Source organism: Peribacillus sp. SIMBA_075 (assembly GCF_046534585.1).
This window is the reverse complement of record NZ_JAWRYN010000042.1, coordinates 1-26,509: the sequence shown is the minus strand read 5'-3', so window position 1 is coordinate 26,509 and position 26,509 is coordinate 1. Positions and strand designations below refer to the sequence as shown.

The 26,509-nt window shown below is 39.6% G+C and carries 19 protein-coding genes and 1 pseudogene; 2 read left to right on the top strand and 18 right to left on the bottom strand.

All coding sequences use genetic code 11. From position 1 onward, the window contains the following. Positions 1-109: 109 nt before the first annotated feature. The 10 genes from meaB to SB775_RS22115 all read right to left on the bottom strand — a co-directional run bounded on the left by meaB (position 110) and on the right by SB775_RS22115 (position 13,513). Positions 110-1,120, bottom strand: a complete 1,011-nt coding sequence (gene meaB / locus SB775_RS22160; RefSeq protein ID WP_410863348.1) for a methylmalonyl Co-A mutase-associated GTPase MeaB — start codon at positions 1,118-1,120, stop codon at positions 110-112. Further along, positions 1,121-3,301, bottom strand: coding sequence for a methylmalonyl-CoA mutase (gene scpA / locus SB775_RS22155; RefSeq protein ID WP_410863346.1), 2,181 nt, complete (start codon positions 3,299-3,301; stop codon positions 1,121-1,123). Continuing rightward, a complete protein-coding gene (locus tag SB775_RS22150) occupies positions 3,298-5,394 on the bottom strand; it encodes a methylmalonyl-CoA mutase family protein (protein WP_410863344.1) in 2,097 nt (698 codons plus the stop codon). The genes scpA and SB775_RS22150 overlap by 4 nt, the downstream gene beginning before the upstream one ends. A gap of 147 nt (positions 5,395-5,541) precedes the next feature. Continuing rightward, positions 5,542-7,092 (bottom strand): acyl-CoA carboxylase subunit beta, encoded by a 1,551-nt coding sequence (locus SB775_RS22145; RefSeq protein ID WP_410863342.1) that lies wholly within the window; start codon positions 7,090-7,092, stop codon positions 5,542-5,544. A 39-nt stretch (positions 7,093-7,131) separates the two neighbouring features. Then, positions 7,132-7,626, bottom strand: a complete 495-nt coding sequence (gene accB, locus SB775_RS22140; protein ID WP_410863340.1) for an acetyl-CoA carboxylase biotin carboxyl carrier protein — start codon at positions 7,624-7,626, stop codon at positions 7,132-7,134. Positions 7,627-7,835: 209 nt separating this feature from the next. Then, positions 7,836-9,191 carry an acetyl-CoA carboxylase biotin carboxylase subunit gene (gene accC, locus SB775_RS22135; RefSeq protein ID WP_410863339.1) on the bottom strand — a complete coding sequence of 452 codons (1,356 nt, stop codon included), beginning with the start codon at positions 9,189-9,191 and terminating at the stop codon, positions 7,836-7,838. 580 nt (positions 9,192-9,771) lie between these two features. Continuing rightward, positions 9,772-10,914, bottom strand: a complete 1,143-nt coding sequence (locus SB775_RS22130) for an acyl-CoA dehydrogenase (protein ID WP_410863337.1) — start codon at positions 10,912-10,914, stop codon at positions 9,772-9,774. 139 nt (positions 10,915-11,053) lie between these two features. Further along, entirely contained in the window at positions 11,054-11,836 is a 783-nt protein-coding gene (locus SB775_RS22125) for an SDR family NAD(P)-dependent oxidoreductase (RefSeq protein WP_410863335.1), read from the bottom strand. A gap of 224 nt (positions 11,837-12,060) precedes the next feature. Next, positions 12,061-12,537 (bottom strand): 2,4'-dihydroxyacetophenone dioxygenase family protein, encoded by a 477-nt coding sequence (locus SB775_RS22120; protein WP_061462907.1) that lies wholly within the window; start codon positions 12,535-12,537, stop codon positions 12,061-12,063. Between the two features lie 187 nt (positions 12,538-12,724). Then, positions 12,725-13,513, bottom strand: a complete 789-nt coding sequence (locus SB775_RS22115; protein WP_410863332.1) for an SDR family NAD(P)-dependent oxidoreductase — start codon at positions 13,511-13,513, stop codon at positions 12,725-12,727. Between the two features lie 372 nt (positions 13,514-13,885). On the opposite strand from SB775_RS22115, the gene SB775_RS22110 reads away from it, so the two are divergent. Beyond that, positions 13,886-14,791 carry a LysR family transcriptional regulator gene (locus SB775_RS22110; RefSeq protein ID WP_410863331.1) on the top strand — a complete coding sequence of 302 codons (906 nt, stop codon included), beginning with the start codon at positions 13,886-13,888 and terminating at the stop codon, positions 14,789-14,791. Positions 14,792-14,892: 101 nt separating this feature from the next. Here SB775_RS22110 and SB775_RS22105 read toward each other — a convergent pair. The 3 genes and pseudogenes from SB775_RS22105 to SB775_RS22095 form a co-directional block, all read right to left on the bottom strand. Then, positions 14,893-15,520: pseudogene (locus SB775_RS22105) on the bottom strand (3-oxoacid CoA-transferase subunit B). Between the two features lie 544 nt (positions 15,521-16,064). Next, positions 16,065-17,300, bottom strand: a complete 1,236-nt coding sequence (locus tag SB775_RS22100; RefSeq protein ID WP_410863363.1) for an MFS transporter — start codon at positions 17,298-17,300, stop codon at positions 16,065-16,067. A gap of 167 nt (positions 17,301-17,467) precedes the next feature. Continuing rightward, positions 17,468-18,523, bottom strand: a complete 1,056-nt coding sequence (locus SB775_RS22095; RefSeq protein ID WP_061462903.1) for a TauD/TfdA family dioxygenase — start codon at positions 18,521-18,523, stop codon at positions 17,468-17,470. 471 nt (positions 18,524-18,994) lie between these two features. Between SB775_RS22095 and SB775_RS22090 the strand changes: the two genes are divergently transcribed. Then, on the top strand, positions 18,995-19,768 hold the full coding sequence (locus SB775_RS22090; RefSeq protein ID WP_061462902.1) for an SDR family NAD(P)-dependent oxidoreductase: 774 nt from the start codon (positions 18,995-18,997) through the stop codon (positions 19,766-19,768). A 128-nt stretch (positions 19,769-19,896) separates the two neighbouring features. Here SB775_RS22090 and SB775_RS22085 read toward each other — a convergent pair whose 3' ends face one another. From SB775_RS22085 to SB775_RS22065, 5 genes are all read right to left on the bottom strand, one after another. Continuing rightward, complete coding sequence (locus SB775_RS22085; RefSeq protein ID WP_410863329.1) at positions 19,897-20,844, bottom strand: alpha/beta hydrolase; 948 nt, start codon at positions 20,842-20,844, stop codon at positions 19,897-19,899. 178 nt (positions 20,845-21,022) lie between these two features. Further along, a complete protein-coding gene (locus tag SB775_RS22080) occupies positions 21,023-22,021 on the bottom strand; it encodes a TauD/TfdA family dioxygenase (RefSeq protein WP_410863328.1) in 999 nt (332 codons plus the stop codon). A gap of 198 nt (positions 22,022-22,219) precedes the next feature. After that, positions 22,220-23,512, bottom strand: coding sequence for an MFS transporter (locus tag SB775_RS22075; protein WP_410863327.1), 1,293 nt, complete (start codon positions 23,510-23,512; stop codon positions 22,220-22,222). Between the two features lie 94 nt (positions 23,513-23,606). Beyond that, positions 23,607-24,662, bottom strand: coding sequence for a TauD/TfdA family dioxygenase (locus tag SB775_RS22070; RefSeq protein WP_410863325.1), 1,056 nt, complete (start codon positions 24,660-24,662; stop codon positions 23,607-23,609). Positions 24,663-24,675: 13 nt separating this feature from the next. Then, on the bottom strand, positions 24,676-26,202 hold the full coding sequence (locus SB775_RS22065; protein ID WP_410863324.1) for a long-chain-fatty-acid--CoA ligase: 1,527 nt from the start codon (positions 26,200-26,202) through the stop codon (positions 24,676-24,678). Positions 26,203-26,509 lie beyond the last annotated feature (307 nt).

Sequence of the window (26,509 nt, the reverse complement as noted above, 5' to 3'; positions counted from 1 at the left end):
TTTATACCGTTATTGGTACATGATATTAATTAACGGTATATTGTTAAGGTAATATATTAGGCTATACCCGGTATCCCTTTTCTCTTCTTAATGAAAAGCCTTCCTTTTCCTATCTATTTTCATCATAAATGTTGAATAATTGTTGGACTGCGAGTGTGGGAGAAGTATGGCCGTTAAGAAGTAACCCTTCCATTTTAGAAATGTTCTTTTTCATCGATGGATTACCATAAAATCTCGCCTTTAATTGGGCCTCTATCATAGAATGAAACCAGTCAATCATTTGTTCTTTTCTTCTTTTTCCAAAAAAACCAGTCCTACTGGTAACTTGTTTATATTCCTGAATAACCTTCCAAATGTGAGATACTCCTTCATCCGTTAAGGCAGACACAGTAAATGCTTTTGTTTCCCAACCCTCGGTGATTGGCTGTAAGAAATGCAGGAGTCGATTGTATTCCATCTTTGCATTCAGGGCAGCTTGTTTGTTTTCGCCATCCGCTTTATTAATGAAAATAGCATCAGCTAATTCCATCACCCCTTTTTTCATTCCTTGTAGCACATCCCCTGCACCAGTCAGCATAATAACTAGGAAAAAATCCACCATGGACCGGACGGTTATTTCACTTTGGCCGACTCCCACGGTTTCCACGATTATTACGTCATACCCTGCTGCCTCACAAATAAGAAGGGTTTCACGGCTTTTTCTAGTGACCCCTCCTAACGTGCCACTTGATGGTGACGGTCGAACATATGCATGTGGGTGGCGAGAAAGATGTTCCATTCGTGTTTTGTCACCTAGAATACTTCCTCTAGATACACTGCTAGTTGGGTCAACGGCTAATACCGCTACACGGTGATTTTGCTCACAGAGAATCATACCAAAGGATTCGATTAACGTGCTCTTACCAGCTCCAGGAACCCCTGTAATGCCGATCCGAATTGATTTTCCTGTATATGGAATCAGTTCTTTCAGCACCTTTTGTGCCATTTCCATGTGTTTGGGTAAATTGCTTTCAACTAAGGTGATCGCTTGAGCAATAATTGCACGATTTCCATTCATCACACCCTGCACATATTCATCAACCGTAAGGTGTCTTCGTCTTGGCGATATTTTTTCTGTCATTTAAGTAACCAATCCGAGACGACGATTTAATTCTTCTATCACCTGTTGTGCGGCAATCGGGATAACCGTTCCTGGTCCAAATATGGCAGCTGCTCCTTTTTCTATTAAGTAACTGTAATCTTGAGCAGGAATAACACCGCCAATCACGACGGCAATATCTTCACGGCCTAAACGCTTCAGCTCTTCCACGACTTGAGGAAGTAATGTTTTATGACCAGCAGCAAGAGAGCTCATCCCTAGAACATGTACATCATTTTCCACGGCCTGTAGGGCTGCTTCCTCTGGGGTTTGGAATAAGGGACCAATATCAACATCAAAACCAAGGTCTGCAAATGCAGTAGAAATCACTTTAGCTCCGCGGTCATGTCCGTCCTGTCCCATCTTTGCAATCATAATTCGAGGGCGTCGGCCTTCATTCTCTTCAAAATGATCGGACATTTCACGGACAATTTTCACTTGTTCCTTTTCCCCAAACTCTGTACTGTACACTCCGCTAATCGAACGAATTACTGCTTTATGTCTCCCTACTACTTGTTCGTATGCATTCGAAATTTCTCCTAGGCTCGCTCTAGCGCGAGCTGCATTTACCGCTAGCTCTAAGAGGTTTCCTTCTCCAGTTTCAGCCGCTTTTGTAATCGCTTGAAGTGCTGCTTCTACCTTTGCTTTATCCCTTTCTGCCCGGAGTTGCTCTAAGCGGCGAATTTGCGCTTCACGGACAGCAGTATTATCAATATCTAATATCTCAAGAGGGTCCTCTTTTTCTAAACGGTATTTATTCACTCCAATGATCGATTCTTTACCAGAATCAATATGCGCTTGTCTTCTAGCAGCGGCTTCTTCAATTCTCATCTTTGGCAGTCCTGTTTCAATGGCTTTTGCCATTCCACCAAGTGCTTCGATTTCTTCAATATGTTCCCAGGCTTTTTCAAGTAATTCAGCCGTAAGTGACTCCACGTAATAGGAGCCGCCCCATGGATCTAATACGTTGGTTATCCCCGTTTCATCCTGTAGGTATAGTTGGGTATTTCGAGCTATTCGGGCAGAAAAATCGGTCGGTAACGCAATCGCCTCATCCAGTGCGTTTGTATGTAGGGATTGTGTATGACCAAGAGCAGCAGCCATCGCTTCAATACAGGTACGTGAAACATTATTGAATGGGTCTTGCTCTGTTAAGCTCCATCCAGATGTTTGCGAATGGGTTCGAAGTGCTAACGACTTTTCATTTTTCGGGTAAAACCTTTTCATTAGCTTCGCCCAAATTAAACGAGCTGCGCGCATTTTAGCCACTTCCATATAGTAATTCATTCCGATTGCCCAGAAGAAGGAAAGTCGTGGAGCAAATCGATCAATATCAATCCCTGCTTTTAAACCCGTTTTGACATATTCTAATCCATCTGCAAGGGTATAGCCCAACTCTATATCGGCCGTAGCCCCCGCTTCTTGCATATGATAACCGGAGATGCTAATGGAATTAAATTTCGGCATATGCTGGGACGTGTATTCAAAGATATCTGCTATAATTTTCATTGACGGTTCTGGAGGAAAGATGTACGTATTACGAACCATATATTCTTTTAAAATATCATTTTGTATTGTTCCAGAAAGCTTCTCTTGGGGAACTCCTTGTTCTTCAGCTGCCACGATGTAAAAAGCCATAATTGGCAGGACAGCTCCGTTCATCGTCATCGAAACAGACATCTGGTCTAATGGGATTCCATCAAATAAAATCTTCATGTCTAGAATGGAATCAACGGCAACGCCGGCTTTTCCCACATCGCCTACGACTCTAGGATGATCCGAATCATACCCACGATGTGTGGCTAAATCAAATGCGATCGAAAGCCCTTTTTGTCCTGCAGCTAAGTTTCTGCGGTAAAACGCATTACTTTCTTCCGCTGTAGAAAAGCCAGCATATTGACGAACCGTCCAAGGTTGTGATTTATACATAGCTGGGTAGGGACCTCGAAAGAATGGTGCGATTCCCGCCACATAATCTAAATGATTCATTCCTTGTGTGTCCATATTTGTGTAAAGAGGCTTTACATCAATTTTTTCATAAGTCGGAACTGTTAATTCTTCAAAAGACTTTCCAGAAAGTTTTTCTGCTTGTTTACGCCACTCGCTATATTCTGCTATTCTTTCATCCTTATATTTTACTTGGCTGAAATCTGGTTTTGTCATAATGCAGCAACTCCTTTCTTATCTAGAAGTTGACTTAGCACGTCATAGCAATTTGAGCCAGCGTGAATATACTCAGATATTCCAGCCTCTTTAAAGCTGACTTCGTACTCTTCGCTAGGCTTTCCTACTAATAAAACAATTGCTTGTTCTGCTGCATTTTTAATCGTCTTTGCAAGAGGAACCGCTGTTTGTTGGTAGTCTTCATCTTTTCCACAAATGATGACAATACCGGCGTTTGAAGCAATAGCTGCATCTGCTGCTTCTTTTGCAGAAGTAAATCCATTGTTTTGAATAACATCGAAGCCACCAACTCCAAAAAATCCTGATGCAAATTCAGCCCGCGCTTTATAAGCTGATATAGGTCCTAAGTTCGCTAGAAAAACTTTTGGACGATTACCTGCCTTTTCTGCATTTTCATTGATGGTTTGACGGAGTTGTTCAAACTGAATGGCACCTCTCGTAGGACGGATTGCTTTAACGCTGACAACAGATTCAGACCTTCTACCTGTTGCTTCTGCAATTTCACCTAACGATGCACCTTGTTTCGCTACCTGAATCGACGCTTCTGTTTTATTGGGAATTGCAGCTAAGCTTTCAACCGGTCTATGTGCTCGACCTTTAACCTTATTGATATGATCATCAATTTGAGACGCCTCATCAATAGCTAACCAATCTATTCCTTTTTCTTCAATATTCACATACATATTTGTCCCAACAAATATATCCTTTCGACTAGCAATGTTCCCTACCCGTTTTGAAGCTGTTTGTTGAACCAAATTTTGTGGGAATTCTTTTATTAACGACTGGAAAATCCCACCTTTTCGCTCTGTTTCCTGGAAGAGTCCCCATGCCTTTTTGGCAACCTCATTTGTCAGTACTTCTACGTACCATGAGCCACCGGCTGGATCGATTGTCCTCGCAATATGAGCTTCTTCTTTTAAAATAATGGAGGCATTCCGTGCAATTCGTCGTGAAAAAGCGGTAGACTTTTGAATCGCTTCATCAAAGCAACTAACATGAATACTGTCAGCTCCACCGACTGCTGCAGAAAATGCTTCTGTTGTAGCACGCAGCATATTCACATAGGGATCAAAAACAGTTTTTGTCCATGCAGATGTTCGTGCATGCATCGTCATCTTCTGGGCGTCTTCATTCCCACCAAAGGCTTCTACAATTCTGGACCAAAGAGTTCTTGCGGCACGAAGTTTGGCAATTTCCATAAAATAACCGGAACCGATTGAGAACGAAAAACGGATACTGCTGGCGGCTTTATTTATATCAATTCCTTGGGAAGTTAGTGCCTGTAGATATTCGACACCTGTTGATAAGGAAAAAGCTAATTCTTCAACCGTACTACTTCCACCGTCATGATAGACATTTCCATGGATTAGAACCGTTTGTAAATGGGGGGTATTCTCATTTGCCCATTTTGTTATGTCGGCCATCAATGTATAACAATCTTCCAACTCGTAAGCCAATGTTCCATTTGCTACCAGTTCTGCGAGTGGATCCATTCCAATACACCCATGTAATTCCTCCACTTGTCGTCCGGACTGTTCTAGATGAGCGATAATCAGAGCTAGGATTGGCAATGAATTTGCCCCAGCACTAACGTGAAAAGGAACATTACCAAAGTCAATATCTTTTAGTGCACCGGCTACATCGGTTACCCCTGAAATCGATAGTCCCGCTTTCCCTACTTCTGAGGTAGCTTCATTCGCATTTATTCCACGTTTCGTTGGTGTATCAAGGACGATATTTAATGAGGTTTGCCCCTTGCTAAGGTCATGCCGTGCTACTTTATTAAAAGAAGTGGGTATTCCAACATTGATTTCCTGATTGATTTCCCATCCATTTATAAGCGTTTTAGTGCCGCGAGTAAAAGGGGCCATACCTGGCAAAGACTGCAGAAAAGGAAGAGTGGCGGCATCCTCCTTTCGATACATCGGCTGAAGTAAAATTCCTTCATAAGTTTCTGTAATAAGTCTTTTTTCAAAAGAAGCTCCTTTTAAAGATTGTTCTGTTAGATCACGCCACTGTTCATAACTTGGGATCTCAAATTCTGAAAATTGGTCCACTATTTTTTTATCCATTTTAAGTTGCGCTAAGCATCAATCCCTATGCTATCGCTCTCTCCCTTCTATACCATCTCAATTTACGCTAGGTTTTTTTCATTTGTCGTCTTTAGATGTTTTTCTTCCTATTAATATAGGTAGTTCATAATCTATTAAAGAAAAGGTTTATAAAGGGATATTTCCATGCCTTTTCTTAGGTAATGCTTTCTTCTTGTTTTTTAGCATTTCCAATGCACTAGCGATACTTTTTCTTGTATCCCTCGGGTCAATTACATCATCAACAATGCCATTAGCTGATGCGACGTAAGGATTGGCAAACCGTTCGCGGTATTCGTTGATTTTTTCTTGCCTAAAGGCCTCCGGATCTGTACTTTCATTAATCTCTTTTGCAAAAATGATATTGGCAGCCCCGGATGGTCCCATAACCGCAATTTCCGCATTAGGCCAAGCAAATACTAAGTCTGCCCCGGTTGCTTTACTGTTTAGGGCAACGTAAGCCCCACCATATGCTTTTCGAAGAATCACTGTAATTTTGGGAACCAAAGCTTCCGAATAGGCATATAAAATTTTCGCCCCATGCCGGATAATCCCGCCATGCTCTTGTTGAATTCCTGGGATAAAGCCACTCACGTCTTCAAATGTAATTAATGGAATCTTAAAGCAATCACAGAATCGGATGAAGCGAGCACATTTGTCAGATGAATCAATATCAAGACCACCAGCCATCATCTTCGGATTATTTGCGATTATACCGACTGTATCGCCGTTTATACGGCCAAAGCCAACGACAATGTTTTTAGCGAATTTAGGCTGGACTTCCATGAAATCTTGATCATCAACAATTAAATGAATCACCTTACGCACATCATAAACCTTCGTTCCATCAATCGGGACAACATCAAGAAGTTCATCGATTCTTTCATCTAAAGGAACTTTATTTACTGGCTCTTTGTAAGGTGGATTTTCTTCATAGTTTGATGGCAAGTAGCCAATTAATCTCCTGACTTCGTTTAATACGTCTTCTTCCGTTGGTCCAGTAAAATGGGCATTTCCACTTATTGTGGAATGAACGGACGCACCACCTAAATCCTCACTATTAATCTTTGCTCCCGTTACCGACTCAATTACCTTTGGACCTGTAATAAACATTTGACTAGTTTTTTCTACCATGAAAACGAAATCTGTAATCGCAGGAGAATAAACAGCCCCCCCGGCACAAGGTCCCATAATCACGGAAATTTGTGGAATTACTCCTGAATAAATGGAGTTTCGATAGAAAATGTGTCCATATCCATCTAGTGATAAAACACCTTCTTGAATTCTTGCTCCACCTGAGTCATTTAACCCGATTATAGGTGCTCCATTTTCTGCAGCTAAATCCATGATTTTGGTAATCTTTGTCGCATGCATTTCGCCAAGGGCTCCGCCGAAAACAGTAAAATCTTGAGCAAAAAGGAAAATAAGGCACCCATCGACCTTACCGTAACCTGTAACAACCCCTTCTCCTGGAGCCTCCCCAGATCCATATTCAAGGCCGCGATTTTCTATAAATGGGTTTATTTCAACGAATGTCCCTTCATCCACTAATAGTTCGATTCGCTCTCTAGCAGTAAGCTTCCCGCGGTCATGCTGGGCATCTATCCGTGCATAACCGCCCCCCAGCTTCACTTTTTCCCGTCGTTCTTCCATGATCTCGATTTTATCGAACATATCCATGCTGTGGTTCCTCTCCTATCAGTGTTTAAATTTTATTGTTTATGCTGTTTTTACGAGGAACAAGGGCTGGCCATATTCAACAACCTGACCATTTTCCACAAAGATTTCAACAATTTCACCACTAACTTCCGCTTCAAGCTCATTCATAAGCTTCATGGCTTCCACAATACATAACACTGTGTCTTCTTTTATTTGATCTCCCACTCTTACATAGGCATCAGAATCAGGTGATGGAGCCGTATAAAACGTTCCCACCATTGGGGAAGTAATTTTATGAATCGATGTGTCATCAGCAATTGTCGCCGCTGGTGCTTGTATTTCTTCCTGCTTTTGAACGGGTGCCGCTTCCACTTTCACAGGTGAGAAAGCAATATTTGCTGGGACTTGCGTTTCTTCGATAAGCGCTGATTGTCCGACATTCATTTGTTTACTAATCGTTATTTGGTGATCATTTTCACCTTTAATCGTTAATTCTCCAATTGAAGAACGGTCCACCGCTCGAATTAATTCTTTAATGTCATTCATTTTAAACATGAGGAAACACTCCTTCTACAATTTAATTTCTATCATTTTTTCTTTACTCATTTCCGATTTTTTAGGATCTATGAAATCTCCACACATAGGTTCAGTCCCGATTATCTGGCCATTCTAATCAATAATTTGAAAAATTGTTTTTCCAAATCCATTACCTCTTCTCTTCACTAAATGAACTAGTGCCACTGAATACTTCAAATCACCACTAGTTACTTAGTGGAAACCGTTAGATCATTCATCTCTAAAAATTTCGTGTTGAAATTACCAGCTATAAAATCCGGATGTTCTAATAAGCGAAGGTGGAAAGCGATTGTTGTATCAATTCCTTCAATGACGAACTCGCTTAAGGCTCGCTTCATCCTTGCAATTGCTTCTTCACGAGTTTTTCCATGTACGATTAATTTGGCAATCATCGAATCATAAAATGGTGAGATCGTATATTCTGGATAAACTGCGCTATCGACTCGGATTCCAAATCCACCCGGAGGTAGGTATAATCCAATTTTCCCAGGGGATGGCATAAATTTTTTATCAGGATTTTCTGCATTAATCCGGCATTCGATCGACCAACCATTGATATGAATATCTTCTTGTTTGACAGATAGCCTATGACCTGAGGCAACAAGTAATTGTTCTTTGATTAAGTCTACTCCTGTTATAAGTTCTGTAACTGGGTGTTCAACTTGAATACGAGTATTCATTTCCATAAAGTAAAAATTTTTATGTTTATCTAGTAAAAATTCAATGGTACCTGCCCCTGAATATTGTACTGCCTTCGCGGCTTTTAATGCCGCCTCTCCCATTTTCATTCTTAGTTCTTCATCAAGTGCAGGGGATGGCGCTTCTTCAATTAGCTTTTGATGGCGTCTCTGGATTGAGCAATCACGTTCCCCTAAGTGCACGACATTGCCAAAGGAATCACCCATAATTTGGATTTCAATGTGTCGAGGCTCTTCAATGTACTTTTCTAAATAAACACCTGCATTACCAAAAGCTGTAGCTGCTTCTTGCTGCGCCATTGAAATCGCATTTTTTAACTCTTCCTCGCATTTAGCAACCCGCATTCCTTTTCCACCACCACCCGCAGTGGCTTTAACAATAACTGGATACCCGATACGTCTTGCTGTAAAAACAGCTTCATCAATATCTTCAATAATCCCATCCGTACCTGGGACAATTGGTACGCCAGCGTATTCCATCGTTTCTCTCGCTACCGCTTTCGCCCCCATCTTACTGATGGCCTCAGGTGATGGCCCAATAAAAATGATATCGTTTTCAATACATAAATTAGCAAATTCTGCACTTTCCGCTAAAAATCCATAGCCGGGATGGATAGCATCTGCATGTGAAATTTGAGCAACAATTAATAAATTGGTCATATTCAAGTAGCTCTTAGATGATAGGTGTGGTCCAATGCAATAGGCTTCATCTGCTAGACGTACATGCAAAGCTTCACGGTCTGCTTCAGAATATACAGCGACCGTAGATATCCCCATTTCCTTACACGCCCTAATCACACGGACAGCAATTTCTCCTCGATTAGCAATAAGAACCTTTTTAAACATATACGAATTCCTTTCCAAAAGCTTATTATTGTCTATCAATCACTCTATTGATAGCAGATCTTTATTGAGAAGAGATGCACTTATTAATCAGGAGTAATAACATGTTCTTATTTAAGAATTTACCAGTTTTTTTTTAATTTCTTTCGCTAGAAGCGGAATCAACTCAAACAAATCCCCTCAATACCGTAGTCCGCTACTTGAAAGATAGGTGTTTCGGAATCTTGTTAATCGCAACGACAACTTTAGAGTTAGACACCCCGACTTCGCCTGTATTTCACCCACAACAACGTTGTCAGCTTTTTTCTCTACCACTTTGCCAACAAACCTCCTTTTCTCTTGAAAGCCATAACTGCCAATGATTTGCAAAAAAGCGAGCGGAACAGGAATACCAGCATCCTTAGCTGACTCCAAGCTGTAGAAAATCATCCCCTATTGCAATCGCCAATTCTTTTATTTTTCCTTTTTCCACTGCCATGCGGTAAGGCTCTAACTATGCCCAAGCAAATCTTTCACGTTTGACAAGCCCATTTGCTTCTTTTTAATAGATTACATTCCTGTTTTCGTTAATATTGAGTTTTTTTTATGCTTTAAGCAGATTTCCGGCAATAACAAGACGCTGAATCTCTTGCGTCCCTTCATAGATTTGGGTGATTTTAGCATCTCTCATATATCGTTCTACCGGGTATTCCCTTGTGTAGCCATATCCGCCAAATACTTGAACAGCCTCCACCGCTACTTCCATGGCGGTGTCTCCAGCAAATAGTTTGGACATTGCAGATTGAAGTCCGTAAGGAATTCCTTGATCCTCACACCATGCTGCCTGATACGTCAATAAACGGGCAGCTTGAATTTTTGTGGCCATATCGGCTAATTTGAATTGAATAGCTTGCAGTGAGCTAATCGGTTTGCCAAATTGGACGCGATCCTTTGCAAATGTTACGGCATTATCAAATGCTCCTTGAGCGATTCCAACAGCTTGAGAAGCGATTCCGTTCCGACCGCCGTCGAGAGTCTTCATGGCAATCTGGAACCCTTCACCCACTTGGCCCAAAAGATTGTCCTTTGGAACCCGGCAATCCTCAAAAATGATCTCTGTCGTGGAGGAAGAGCGAATTCCCATCTTTTTTTCCTTCTTTCCTACAGAGAAGCCTGGGAAGCCCTTTTCCACAATAAACGCAGAAATGCCTTTATGCTTTAGTGCAGAGTTGGTCTGTGCGAAAACGATATAAGTGTCGGCATAGCCTCCGTTGGTGATAAAAATCTTCGATCCGTTCAAAACCCATTCATCTCCGTCAAAAACGGCTGTTGTTCTCATTCCACTGGCATCAGATCCGGATCCAGATTCCGTCAAGCAATACGCACCCATGTTTTTTCCTTCCGCCATGGCCCGCAAATATTTTTGCTTTTGATGTTCCGTTCCAAACTTGTAAATCGGCCATCCGGCTAACGATGTATGTGCGGAAAGTGTGGTCCCAATTGAAGCGTCCACCCGAGACAATTCCTCCACCACGATCACATAACTCAAATAATCGGCACCTGCACCTCCGTACTCTACCGGCCAAGGAATGCCACATAAACCAAGTTCCGCCATCTTTTGCCAAATATTGATATCAAAGTATTCCTCTTCATCACGTTGGGCTGCAGTAGGTTCACATTCGTTTAGAGCAAACTCACGTACCATTTTTTGCATCATTTGATGTTCCTTAGATAATAAAAAATTCATCATTAGTCCCCTTTTTTGATTTTGTTATTCCAAACAAGATATCTTCTGAAAAACTATGTAAGCTATTTGCCATTGTAAATCTATCAAGGTAATACTTTTAAATACTCCAACTCTTCCAAGGATAGGACCTTAATGGTATTTACACTTTTTGTTCGATAAGCTTTCGGGTATAGATAGTTACCCATTTCCTTGGCAACAATCCCACAGATTTAGCCATGAGTTTATTTTTAAAGCCTGGAATGATTACAGTTTTATTCTTCATTAACCCTTCAAATCCGCACTTGGCAACAGCTTGCGGCTCTATTAAGTTCTTAATGAAAATTTTTGTTCTTGTTGAAGCCAACCCTTGCATGAGCGGCGTTTTGGTAGAAGGGGGACATAATACAGAAGCTTGAACTCCGGTTCCTTTAAGTTCTTCAGCAATTGCTTCCGTAAAGAATAAGACGTAAGATTTGCTGGCACCATACATCGACATCCGTGGAGTTGGCTGAAAGGCTGCTGTTGAAGCCACGTTTAAAATTTTACCTTGCTTTCGTTTCACCATGTCATCCGCAATCAGTTTAGTTAAATACGTGAGAGAGATCATGTTGAGCTGCAGGTATTCCATTTCTTTTTGAATATCCAATTCCGTCATCAACCCTAATCCGCCAGCTCCAGCATTATTAATCAAAATATCGATGTCGATTCCTTCGCTTTTCAAGTATCGATGTAAGCTCTCTACCGTTGTATGGCTGCTCAAATCGCCGGCAAAAGTATTCACTTGCACGCCATATTCCTTTTTTAAACTCTCGGCTTGTTGTTCCAACAACGCCGAATCTCTTGCAACTAATACCAAGTTATAATAATGCTCTGCAAAAACTTTTGTGAATTCATATCCGATCCCTTTTGTAGCACCAGTAATCAAAACCGTCTCTGCTGTCATTTATCATTATTCCTCCTAGCATTATTATCTATTAAGTTAGAATATTAAAAATTATGAAAATATTATTACATTTATGATTATACTTATAAGTTTTAATTAAATAAAATTAAAAATATTAATATATAAATTATTATTACTAATATTAAAATGAAAAATCCCAGAAAAAAGAGAAGCCTCTTCGTCATGTGGACACCGGGCTTCTCCTTTTTTTATGAATCTAACTATCAAAATTTAGTCACATCAATAGGCTCAATTCCTTCAGCCGCACAATATTCATAGTATCTTTTCAGGAATGATTCCCAATTGTCTCTGGCAAGAATTTCTCCTTCTTCACCCAAATAGTCTAATGTTCCTTCTACAATATTGAAGGTGATAACATCTTCATCCCCTACAGCTGTCGGCGTATGTTTGGAGCCTGCAGGCTCATAAACCATGTCACCAGGTTTGGAGATCCAAGGCTCCTCGAGATATCTCCAAGTCCCTTGGACGGTATATACAATGACTGTTCCAGAATGGAAATGGGCAGGAAGCTGCATTTTCGCAGGAACACATAATAACGTAACCGTCTGTCCGGTCACAGGGTTGGCTTTAAGCAACTTAAACTTCGCATCTCCAAAATATGGAATCCAAGGCAATTCATCTACACTAACATTACCTGCATGAAATACTTCTACTTCTTTTACATCTTTTAAATCACTCACTTAAAATCCCCTCTTCCAATAAATATTTATTTAAATCGCATATTGTTATCGCTTTCATCAGCAAGCAAATTAACTAGTTCGAATTTATTAATTCAGTGTATTCGTAATTTTTGGTTAAGTAAAATTGGTATTTTTTAATTGTAATTAAGTATGATTAATTTACGCAACCACGTTATTTGGTTGAAATTTACTTAGCCCCAAGTCCACCATCAAGAGTCAAAATTTGTCCAGTACAATAATCAGATGCTGCTGAAGCAAAGTATAGGAGTGCACCTACCAAATCATTGTCACTGCCTAATCTTCTAACTGGAACTTGTGACGCAATGAAAGGGCCTGCTTTGTGTACAAGTGTTCCCGGTATTTCGGGGTTGTTCATACCTGTAGTGAAAACTCCAGGAGCAATTGAATTTACATACACTCCATGTCGTCCCCACTTAACTGCCAGATCCTTCGTTAAAGTCATGACTGCACCCTTACTAGTTGTATATCCGACAGAATCTACAGCTTCTGGGTCAACTCCTTTAAAGCCGATACTAGAAGAAATGTTAATGATTTTACCGTATTCGTTATTAATCATATGTTTACCAACTGCCTGACACATCAAGAATGTTCCAGTCACATTTGTATCCATCATAGATTGCCATTGTTCTAAAGGCATATCCGTAGCAGGAGACTCAAAAACTGTTCCGCTGCCGTTGACTAAAATTCTGATTTCCCCAAAATGAGAAAGTGCTTTCTCAACACCTTGAACGACAGATTCCCGATCTGTGACATCCAATGACAGAGCAAGTGCCTGTCTTCCTAACGCCTCGATTTCTTTTACAACTGCTTCGCAAACCTCTAAACGCCGTGAACATACAACAACGTTTGCTCCAGCTTCTGCCAATGCCAGTGCCATTACACGCCCTAACCCGCTGCCGCCTCCAGTAACGATTGCTGTCTTACCATTTAAATCAAACAATTGGTTCAATGACATTCTTGTTCTCCTCCTATTTTTTTAGAATATTCAAAGTTTTTAAAATACTATTGATATTGATTATACTAATAAATTATAATTAAATAAAATTAAAAATTTTAATCTGTAAGTAAGTATTACTTATATTTAAAGGCTCTTTTCGTAAAGATTTTTGTTTTTAACACGAAACTATTTAAGGTTGATTGGAGCGGAAGTGCGAGACTCCTGCGGGAGCAGCGGGACAGGTGAGACCCCACAGGCGTTTACGCCGAGGAGGCTCACCGCCCGCACCAAGGAAAGCGAGCATCTGGAGGGGAAATTAACCACAACTCACTACCTGGTAAATAGCAACAAAGTATGTGAAAACAGCCTATTTAAAAAAGGAGAATAGTCATGAATATTGAACAATTACTATATATCGTAGAAGTCGCAAAATACAGTTCTCTGTCTGTCGCAGCACAGAATCTACATGTGACTCAATCCAACATCAGCCAGTCCATAACCAACTTGGAAAAGGAGCTGGGGATTAAAGTTCTTAAACGGTCACGGGGACAAGGCGCTGTTCCAACCGATGAAGGAAGAATCATTCTGAAACTCGCCTATGAAGTGCAAAAAAAGCTTGAGGAAATAAAAGTGACTGCTAACTTATTGAATTCCACGGAAGTGGGGGAACTAAAAATATCGTCATTACCCGGATTGATGACGTTCCTGGTAAAAGCGATAGCATCGTTTAGACATGATTATCCGTACGTAAATTTGGAGATTGCCGATAAAAGTGGATCTGCTGTAATTGGAGATGTTCGACAGCATAAGACTGACATTGGACTTATTACGTATTCAAGTGATTTGAACATAAACATGGAAGGAATAGCTTTTGAAGCATTAATCGAAGGAAAGCAGAAAGTATATGTTTCTAGGCATTCTCCCTTAGCCATTCTTGGTACTATAACTCCGCAAGATATACTTGATCAAACTCTCGTTACATATAAGGGTGAATTTATGGAGTATTTCGTACAAGATTTCTTTCACAAATATAAGCCCTTGAAAATCTTGTTTACTTCAAATAATATGGATGGAGTTCTCCAAGCCATAAATGAAAATTTGGCAATTACATTCGCTCCTGATTTCGTAATGAAAAACTACCCCCTTATCATTAATGGCGATATCGTTCCAATTGATTTGGTGTATCATCCAACTGTAAATATTTCTTTAGGATTAGTTCGATCAGAGAATAAACATTTGTCTACTTTTGCCAACAAATATATTCATTATTTAAAATCAGAAATTATTAAGAATTAAAAAAGAAAAAAAGAGAAGGTTCTTCGTCCCAAGGTGGACGAAAAGGCTTCTCTTATTACAAATTTATCTCTACCCTAACAGGAATTAGCAGTGTTATCTCTTTACCTTGTAATAGAAGCCTTTTGGCGATCCCCTTTTCCACATGTCAAATTGGCGCTGATCGTAACGGAAGCCTCCGTCTTTTCTATCACTTCATCTAGTGAAACACCTTCTTGCGTTTCCACAAGAATCATTCCCTCGGGAGTAAAGTCAAATACAGCCAAATCCGTAATCAGTCGATTTACAACCTTTTGACCTGTCAATGGAAGGGAACAGCTTTTTTTTGATCTTGGATTCATTGTACTTATTGGTGTGCTCCATTATGACCACAATTCTTTTGGCACCATGGACAAGATCCATCGCACCTCCCATCCCTTTGACCAATTTCCCCGGGATCATCCAATTTGCCAAATCACCTTGTTCGGAAACCTCCATGCCTCCCAAGATAGCCAGATCAATGTGTCCCCCACGAATCATAGCAAAGGACTCAGCACTGTCAAAGAAAGATCCACCGATTACCGCTGTAACCGTTTCTTTCCCTGCGTTAATAAGATCAGGATCTTCCATCCCTTCAACTGGATAAGGTCCGATGCCAAGCAACCCATTTTCGGATTACAATAATACATGTACTTCTTTCGGTATTTCGTTCGCAAGTAAAGAAGGCATTCCAATTCCTAGATTCACGTTCATCCCATTTTGAATCTCTTGAACCGCACGCTTAATGATTTTTGTCCTGGTACCTGTAAGTAATATTTATATAACACAAAATATAATCTTAAATATTGGCTGTGTTAAACTTGCCTGTTGATTTCCGCTTAAGGCACTTCGCTTTCCGCGTGCAGTCGTGTAGCCTCCTCGGTGCAGAGCGCCTGTGGGGTCTCACCTGACCTGCTACTTCCACATGAGCCTCGTGCCTTCCGCTTCAATCAACTTAGTTTGAAAATCAACAATTATGTTTAAACATCACCGAAAAAATAATAAGGACCTTCATAAAGAAGGCCCTTTTACAGTTCTAATCATTACGAAACTAATTAACTTACTTAATCCTCCACTTCAATATGATTATCAGCGTAGGTCTCGGATATCTTATCCTGACAACTCCAGCACTTACTGCGATTTCGCTCCATAATAGCTAATTCTTCATGACACAATACACAACAGTCCTTCTCAGAAACGGACTTTTCATTTTTACACATCGTTTATTTCCCTCCTTGATTCACCTATTAAATGATTTTTATACAATAACTTGTTCCTCAGGTTTTATCGTTGTTTGACTTTGGTTCGCGGGACGGACAATGGTCAAAAACAATAATCCGATTACGAACATAACCAAAGAAGTTACTTGGAAGCCATAACCATATCCAATTGCCTCAGTTCCTGCATACTGGATAAAATACCCGAATATGAGTGGAGCAATAATGCTTGTTGTACTTGATAGAGCAACATAGGCCCCTTGAGCCTTTCCAATGTTTTTGGGAGAAAAGAATTCCATTAATATGGCGGGTGCGAGTGAGAGAATAACAATCGCAAAACCCGGAGCAAGGATGAAGAATAGAATGGAGATTGCACTAGAATTAAAGGCATTTGCAAGAAATAAACAAATAGCGGATAGCACCATCGTAATCCCTGCAACATTTATTCGTGCTTTACGAATATCTCCTGTTTTGCGATAAAGCCGATCCGAAAACAGGGCAAATACAATTTGGCAAATGGCAGCAAAAAGAAAAGGTAAAGACACTGCAAGTTTCAACATTTTTCCATCAAAATGTTGAATTTCGGAAAAATATGCAGGAAACCATACCGCTTGAACGGACAATAACCAATAGGCACAACCTGCACACAAAACGATAAAAATAAAATTTTTAGATAAAAGATACGGAAGAAACTGACGCCAAGAAACATTAGAAGAAATTATTGAGTGCTTATCTTCTTGATCAAAAGCATACGAACCGATTTCTTTTGGGTTTTCTTTTCCAAGAATCATCCATAAAACTAGCACCATTAGTCCAACAATCCCCATTGCTATAAAAGCAGATCTCCATCCATATCCGTTGATCAAGGAGATTAATAATGGCGAAGCAATCGCAGGCCCGATTGTTGCTCCAAAGAGAACAGCGCCAAAGCCTATACCATGTCTATGTTTAGGGAACCATTTTCCAATTATTGAAGTTGATATAGCAACGGCAGGACCTTCTCCTGCTCCCAAGACCATTCTTGTTATTACTAGTAGAGATAGACTTGAAACAAAAGGTGTGGTAAATTGAACAATCAACCATACAAACGAGATCCAAGTAAACATTTTTTTCGTATTTCTTGAATCGGCCATTCCCCCTAGAATGAAAGAGGAAAAGGTAAAGAACCAAAAGAACGAACTGCCAACAATTCCCCATTGTGAAGGACTTAAATGTAACTCTTTCATTAGAGGAACAGAAACTAAACCAATGATAACTTTATCAACCTGGTTGATCATCCCTGAGGCTACAAGAATTAATAATATGATCCAAGAATATTTAGGTGTTTTCAAATTAATAATCTCCCCTTCTATTCCGTTAACATGAATCAATTGGTGTTTTAAAAGTCTTTAAAGGTAAATCTTCCGTGTTTAAACTCGTCTAAACTCTTTATTTATTAAACCCCTTACCTCATTTTTTCTGCAATACCTCCAGCTGTATTTTCACGTACAGGAATACCACCGCGACCAGCTTTACCTGTTTTCTCATCAATGAACATCGCGAAGTCTGGCGCAATTTCCCGCCCATTTGGCATCGTGAGCCACAATCTTAATAAATGACGTTTGCGTTCGGGTTCTTCATAGTCTTCGTATACAGTACGGGAATGAAGAACAGTATAATTATTAACAAATTGCATATCACCCGGTTCCATCATCATATCAATATGCATGTTTTCATCATATAAGAGGGAATCTATTAAGTCATATGCTTCAGTTTCAACTTTTGACAAATATCTACCTGTTTTCGCTTGTGCTGATTCTACATATCCGCGGTTATATCTGCAGCTTAATTTATCTTCGTAATAACTAAAGACTGGTGATGAATAAACAGGAGATTCACCTGGTGTTTCCTCACCACGACGATCCAAGAAATATGGAAGATAGAGAATTCCAAGATACTCAGGGTATCTATCCAGAATTTCATTGTAAACTGCGATGGAACTTACGATACTACTGTAACCGCCAGATTTAGCTTTTCGAAGACTTAATAATCCGACTACGTCAGATCCATCTGGGTGAAAGGGCAGATGAGCATTCGTTTGGTAACCACGTACATTTGAATCATTAATGTCGAGACCTTGATCAACAACATGTCCTAATAGATCACCTTTTGCGTTTTGCGTGACCGGGATGCCCAGGTGGACTCCGAGACCCCAGTAAATAATGCTTGCTTCTTCATCTGTATACTTTTCAATTGGTAAGCCACGAATTAATAGAAAACCTCTCCCATTCTCCAGCTCGTCTATAAAGTAAGCTATTTCGTCAGAAAGATACGGAATTGGAAAGTCCTCCTTATTAAAATCAGGTGCCCTTAATCCTTTTTGTTTCACATAGAATAAAGCGCTTTCAAGATCTGCGATCGTTTTCTCTGACAAATAATAAATCCATGATTCATCTTTAGCTAAATCAATACCTTTCCAAGCTACTGGTCCTTGAATTTTTTCCTTTAAAATAGACGGCACTGAGAATCCTCCTTCGTTTTCTATTGCAATTTTAACTATAGTACCTAATGAAAAAGTTTGGGCTGTTTTCCTACTTTAAAAGCGACTGCCACTATCTTTCAAACCCTTATACAAACAATTATTGCTTAATAAATGATGTCCCTTGTCCCCCCTCCATGAAAGCGCTTTAAATAACTTCTGACTGTTATAATAGTTATCCAGTTCATTATATTCATAATTTTCAGTTAAATAAAATTAAAATTTTTAATTTACAAATAAACCTTACTAATAAACGGAAATAGAACACACTTGTACATGGCAATTTACAACACATATCATTATATTAATAAAACTTAAGTGCAATTTAAAATCTTTAATTTTATATAATTATTATTTATAGGTATAATCAAAGATAGAAATGATTGAATTTTCTAATAAACCGCTTTCAAGAGCAGAGTCTAATACAAGTTAATTGAAGCAGGAGGTTGAACTATGGACTTAAAATTATCTGGAAAAAAGGCACTTATCGTTGGGGGAAGCAGGGGGATTGGCAAAGCTATTGCCCGTCAGTTGGCTTTGGAAGGTGTGGATTGTACGATTTGTTCAAGAAACGAATCTTCATTAAAGAATGCAGCAGACGAATTGGCCAAAGAGACTAAGAGGAATATTTATCCAATAACGGCAGATACTAATGATCCGGACTCTATCCTAAATTTAGTTGAAAAATCAGCAGCAGAAATGGGAAGCATTGATATTTTAATCAACAGTGGGGCCCGAGTAGGAGGCCATGAACCAGAGGATTTTAACAGCATTAAAGATGAACTTATCTTGAAAGATTTCGAAGAAAAGTATATGGGCTATTTTCGTAGTGTCCGGGCTGTTGCTCCTTATATGATCCAAAATAATTGGGGACGTATTATCAATATAAGTGGTCTGGCAGCTAGAATTGGCGGCAATTATTTTAGTTCCGGTCCTCGTAATGCATCTGTTGTCCATATGACAAAATCCGCATCATTAGAATTAGGAAAGCACGGAATTACTGTCAATGCTGTTTATCCAGGGATTGTCGATACGGAAACGTTTAGAGGCCGTGTCACTAATGAGGAAGCTATACGCCAGGCAGCATCAATGAATGCCCTCGGCCGCTTGATTACATCAGAGGAAATTGCTTATGTCGTTACCTTCCTAGCCTCACCTTTGGCGGCATCGATAACTGGCGATGTCATTTCGGTAACCGGTGGAATTGGAAATACCGTTTATTACTAAATGCCTAGGGTTGCTATTGTTACTGTTTCGTTGATTATCAATAATTTCTATTTAAAAAATTAAATAGGTTATTTTAAAAAGCGAGCCTCACTACATTCTGAGGCTCGCTTCATTTAGAACATTTTCTTTCAATCTATCCCTATTGTATATTTTAAGGAGCTCAAGAACTTCTCGATCCGAGAAACAGTCAATTCTATGTTCTTTGAGAAAATGGCCATTTGTACAAAAAATCCGTGGACCATCCCCGGTTCACATTCATATTCAACTTGAACACCAAAATCTTTTAGACGTTCAGCATAGGCCATTCCTTCATCCCGAAGTACATCATTTTCCGCTGTAATAACAATTGCTGGAGGGAGACCACTTAAATCTTGAGCCACTAAGGGGGAAGCATACTCATTACATCTGTCCTCATTATTCCTTAAATAATGATTACGGAACCAAATCAACTGCTCGCGGTCAAGTCCAAATCCTTTTGCAAAGGTTCGATGGGATTCCGTATTGAACTCAAGATTTGTCGCAGGATAGATTAAAACCTGTGCAGTGATGTTTGGACCTTTTTTGTTTCTCGCCATCATCGTAACTACAGTTGCTAGATTTCCACCTACGCTATCCCCACCAACTACCAATCGTGAAACCTCTCCGTTAAATCCAGTCCCTTTTTCAAAAACCCATTGCAATGCGGAATAGGCGTCTTCTACTGGAGTCGGAAACTTATACTCTGGAGAAAGACGATAGTTTACGGATACAACAATACTTTTCGTTCGATTCGCTATCATTCGGCAGCTTGCATCCGTTGATTCAATGTCTCCTAGAACCCATCCTCCACCATGGTAGTAAATAAATAGTGGGAAAGGACCTTTTCCTTCCGGTATATATACCCTGCATTTGATTGTTTCATCCTGGCTTACCGGAATCATGTAATCCTCAACTTTTGAAAGCGGTTCTAATTTTACAACAGGACGCGGTGCTTTAGAAAGCATCTCTCTTACTGACTTATGATTCATCGTATGAATAGGTGGCAGCTGATTAAATGCTTGTAAATATTTTTCTGCTTGCGGATCTAAATTTGCCAAAAAACATCCTCCTCACTTTTGGTTATTTTTAAATTACCCAGTCTATATGCGACGCCATTATTCCTGTCACGAAACTCTCACTTCAAAATAAAAATATAAAATGGTGATTTTATTCATCATTTTCGTTGAATAAAATCACCATTCAAGAATTATTAGTGATTATTATTACCACGGGTTTTTATCTAATTACAGGTGCTCCTCCTATATAAAACTCGAAATCTGGAGCAATTTTCCGGCCACTTGGCATCATGAGCCACAATCTTAATAAATGACGTTTGCGGTCATCTTCTTCATAATCTTCAAATAGTGTACGTGAATGAAAAACGGTATAATTATTAACGAATTGCATATCACCCGGTTCCATCATCATATCAATATGAAAGTTTTTATCAGCAGTAAGGGAATCTACAAAATTAAACGCTTCGATTTCCTCTTTTGACAAAGAGATACCTGTCTTTGTTTGTGCTGATTCGACATATTGCCGCATATATCTGCAGCTTAATTTACCATCGTAATAGCTAAAGATCGGTGATGGAACTACTGGAGATTGACCAGGTGCTTCTTCCCCACGAAGATCATGGGCGAATGGACGGTAGAGAATTTCAAGGTACTCAGGGTGATTATCCAGAATTTCATTATAGATAGACATCGCACTAGCGATACTGCTTAAACCGCCAGATTTCGCTTTACGAAGACATAGTAATCCGACAACATCAGCAAGATCTGTGTGATAGTCAAGACGTACATTCGTTTGGTAACCTCTTACTGCTGTATTATCATTAAAGTCTTTACCCATGTTTTTGATATGCCCTAAGAGGTCGCCCTTTTTTCCTTGGATGATCGGCAGGCCCAAGTGAAGTCCAAGACCCCAGTAAATGATACTAGCTTCATCGTCAGTATATTGATCCATTGGTAACCCACGAATCAATAGAAATCCTCTCCCATTCTCCAGCTCTTCAACAAAATAAGCAATTTCATCAGCGAGATCAGGAATCGGGAAATCCTCCTTGTTAAAATTGGGTGCCTTTACCCCTTTTTGTTGAACATGTAATACAGCCTTGTCAAGAGCTGCAAGGGTTGTCTCAGACAAATAATAAATCCATGAATCATCTTTTTCCAGTTCGATACCTTTCCACGCTGAACGCCCCTGAATTTTTTCCTTTAAAATAACAGACATACATATTCCTCCTTTATATTTGTTGTATCATCTCAATTGATTGAATATTCGGAAGTTACTATATATGGTATCCTTATAATTAAAAATGAAATTATTATTTTTAACTTATAATTAAAAATGAAATTATTATTTTTAACTTATAATTAAGTTAGATCAATATAATCTTACTAAGAATCTTTCAATCTACGTTTATATCTCTTAAATTCTCAATTTCTCATCTGTTTCAATTATTGTGTGGCTTTCCTTTGCGGGACGTACACCGATCCAAAACAATAATCCAATAATGAGCATCCCTAAAGAAGAGGCTTGAAATGCGTATCCGTATCCGATAGCTTCATTCTCAGAATTTTGAATAAGATAGCCAAATACGAGTGGAGCAATAACGCTTGTAATACTCGCAAGTGCAATGAACGTCCCTTGTGCCTTTCCAATATTTTGGGGAGAAAAAAACTCCATCAAGATTGCGGGTGCGAGTGAAAGAATGACATACGCAAAACCCGGAGCAAGGGTGAAGAACAATATGGACATCACCGTGGAATTCGCGGCATTTGCTAGGTATAAGCATAGAGCGGATAACATCATCGTTATACCGGCAAGATTTATTCGTGCTTTACGAATATCTCTGGTTTTACGATAGAGCCGATCTGATAGAATGGCAAATCCTAATTGGAAAAACGCTGCAAAAAGAAAAGGTAAAGACACGGCTAATTTTAATGTTTGACCATTAAAATGTTGAATTTTGGTAAAATAGGCTGGAAGCCATACCGCTTGTACGGACAATAACCAATAGGCACCCCCCCCGCACAAAACGATCAGAATAAAGTTTTTAGATAATAGATGCGGAAAAAACTGACTCCAAGAAACTTTAGAGAGGTTGGATAATTGCTGCTCCTTTTGCTGTATCGACGGCCAGCCGATTTCTTGAGGACTTTCTTTACCGAAAATCATCCATAAAACCAGCACAATCAGTCCCAGAATGCCCATCGCTATAAATGCAGATCTCCATCCATAATGATCAATCAAGGAGATTAATAATGGCGAAGCGATTGCAGATCCCCCTGTCGTTCCTAATAGAACCGCACCAAAACCGATGCCATGCCTATGTTTCGGGAACCATTTCCCCATGATTGCCGTGGATAGAGCGGGGGCAGGACCTTCACCAGCTCCCAAAATCATTCTGGTTAACAAAAGCATAGACAAACTGCTAACGAAAGGGGTGAAAAATTGAACTATCAACCAAACCAACGACATCCAAGTTAACATTTTTTTCGTGTTTTTTGAATCGGCCATGCCGCCAAAAATAATGGAGGAGAAGGTAAAGAACCAAAAGAAAGAACTTCCTACAACTCCCCATTGCGATGGACTTAAATGTAACTCTTTCATTAAAGGAACGGAAACCAACCCAATAATTATTTTATCCACTTGGTTGATCATCCCGCTAAGAACTAGAAATAATAAGATAACCCAAGAATATTTTGGAGTGCTTGTCATGAAAATCTCCCCACGTTTTCCTATATAAGGAACACCTTTTTCTGAATTCCGAAAAGGTGTTCCCACTCGTTCTTACTAAACGTTTTATAAAAAATCACTTCAGGGTTTCTATAATACCGCCAGATGTTGTTTTACGTTGGGGTACGCCGCCGCGACCTGGTTTACCTGTATTCTCATCAATAAACATCGCGAATTCCGGGGAAATTTCCCGACCATTTGGCATCGTGAGCCACAATCTTAAAAGATGACGTTTGCGTTCCGGCTCTTCATAGTCTTCGTATTGAGTACGTGAGTGAAGAATCGTATAATTATTGACGAACTGCATATCACCTTCTTCCAACATCATGTTATAATGTAAATTCTCATCATGAAGTAGGGAGTCCAATAAGTCTAATGCTTCAATTTCCACTTTTGACAATTGTATGCCTGTTTTTGCTTGTGCTGATTCGATAAATAAACGGACATATCTACAGCTCAATTTACCATCATAATAATTAAAGATTGATGATGTAAATACTGGAGGTTCTCCCGGCGCTTCCTCTCCACGACGATCAAAGTAAAATGGACGACAGAGAACTCCTAGATATTCCGGATTCTTCTCCAGAATTTCATTGTAAACAGTCATCGAACTGATGATACTGCTGTAACCTCCAGATTTCCCTTTTCTTAGGCTTAATAAGCCAACAACATCAGATCCATCAGCATGAAATGGAAGATGCAGTTTCGTTTGGTAACCACGTACATTAGAATTTTCTAAGCTAAGACCTTGATCTTTGACGTGCCCTAAGAGTTCACCATTTGCGTTTTGCGATACCGGAATGCCCATGTGAAGTCCGAGACCCCAGTAAATGATGCTTGCTTCTTCATCAGTATATCTTTCAATAGGTAATCCACGAATTAATAGGAACCCTCTCCCATTCTCCAGCTCTTCAACAAAATAAACGATTTCTTCATATATATCAGGAATCGGAAAATCCTCTTTGTTAAAATCAGGTGCTTTTAAACCCTTTTGTTTAACATGAACTAAAGCATCCTCAAGCGAGGCAATCGTTTTTTCAGACAAATAATAAACCCATGAATCATCTTTAGCCAGGTCAGTGCCTTTCCACGCTACTTGCCCTTTAACTTTTTCTTTTAAAATGGTTGACATAATTAATCCCCCTTTAATAAGTGTTCATTTCAGTCAATTCTCTTAACTCTCTTCGTAAAATCTTCCCTGTTGAGTTCTTAGGCAACTCTTTAAAAAATTCTACTCGTTTAGGAAGCTTGTACTTCACCAGCTTATCGTGACAGAATTGAATAATGTCATTCATGGTGATCTGCTCATCCTTAACTACGACAAAAGCTTTAACACTTTCTCCGTATTCCCCATCTGGAACTCCGATTACGGCCGCCTCTATTACAGCAGGATGTTGATACAGGACTTCCTCCACTTCACGAGGATATACATTGTAGCCTCCAACAATAATAATGTCCTTCTTGCGGTCAACAATGTAGATGTATCCTTCTTCGTCCATTGTTGCGAAATCACCAGTGTAAAACCACCCGTCATTAAAAGCAGTTGAAGTAGCTTTCGGCATCCCAAAATATCCCTTCATTACATTTGGCCCTTTAACAACTAATTCTCCTACTTCTCTTCTTGGCAATTCTTTTCCAAACTCATCTACAACTTTGCTTTGGACAGCTGGAATATTCAAACCGATAGAACCTGGCTTGCGAGTCCCTTTTAATGGATTAATCGCGACGAGAGGAGCAGTTTCTGAAAGCCCATATCCTTCCAATAAAGGAACACTAAACTTGTTCTCAAAATTATGCAGCAGCTCTGCCGGAATCGAGGCACCTCCAGAGATACACAGGCGAATAGATTGGCAATCCTTTGCACTCGCTTCAGGCAATTGATAGATAAAACTGTACATCGTAGGTACTCCAGCAAACACGGTTGCCTTTTTTTCTCGAATGGTGGTGACCACGTCATGAGGGCTGAATTTAGGCTGGATCAGGACTGTTGCCCCACAAGCAATTGGCGCATTCAGACAAACTGTCATACAGAATACGTGGAACATTGGCAGAACAGCTACGACACGATCTTTATCATCGAGTTCTAGTAATTTTGAAATGGAGTCCGCATTTGAAACCAAGTTCCGATGCGTTAACATTGCACCCTTTGGTTTCCCGGTTGTTCCTGATGTGTATAGAATGACTGCAAGGTCTTCTTCATCAATGTAAGGGCTTCCATCTGCATTGAAGCTTGTGCCTGTTTCCATGAGATGCTCCCATGTCGATTCCTGATCCTCGGCTTCGGTATAAATCACAATCTTCAGATTTTCCAACTGCTTTTTTACTTCTGATAACTTCGGTTCTACAGAAACATGAGTAATGACCGCTTTGACTTGACTATTGTCTAATAAGTAGTTGATTTCCCCTTGGGTATACAAAGGATTGATAGGAACAACAAATGCACCTAGCCGTAAAATGCCGTAGTACGCAATGAGAAATTCAGGGCTATTTCCTAAAATTAGAGCCACTCCATCTCCCTTCCTGATTCCTTGTACATACAGACCGGCAGCCAATCGATCCACCTTCTGATTTAGTTCTTGATAAGTAACACTTTTATCTCTAAAGATATAAGCGATACTTTCCGGGAAGTTGCTTGCACTTCTTTTTAGATTTTCGTTTAAGTTATAACTCATTAAATGAATTCCACCCCTTTTCTCACATAGGAGGCTTTGAACGCCCACTATTTTGAATATTTAAAATATTGTTACACTAAGTATACTTATAAATTATAATTAAATAAAATTAAATATTTTAATTTATATATAAGTATTAATAATATTAAAAAGGAACTTCAGGATAAAAGGAGTGCTAATTCGATGAACTCTACAACTACTTCTAAATAAAAAGACAAAGCCCCAGTAAAGTGAACTATACCCCGGATAACGGACACACATAAAAAAGTGTCCCTTATCCGGGTTTTTTTATGTTTCAATAGATGTA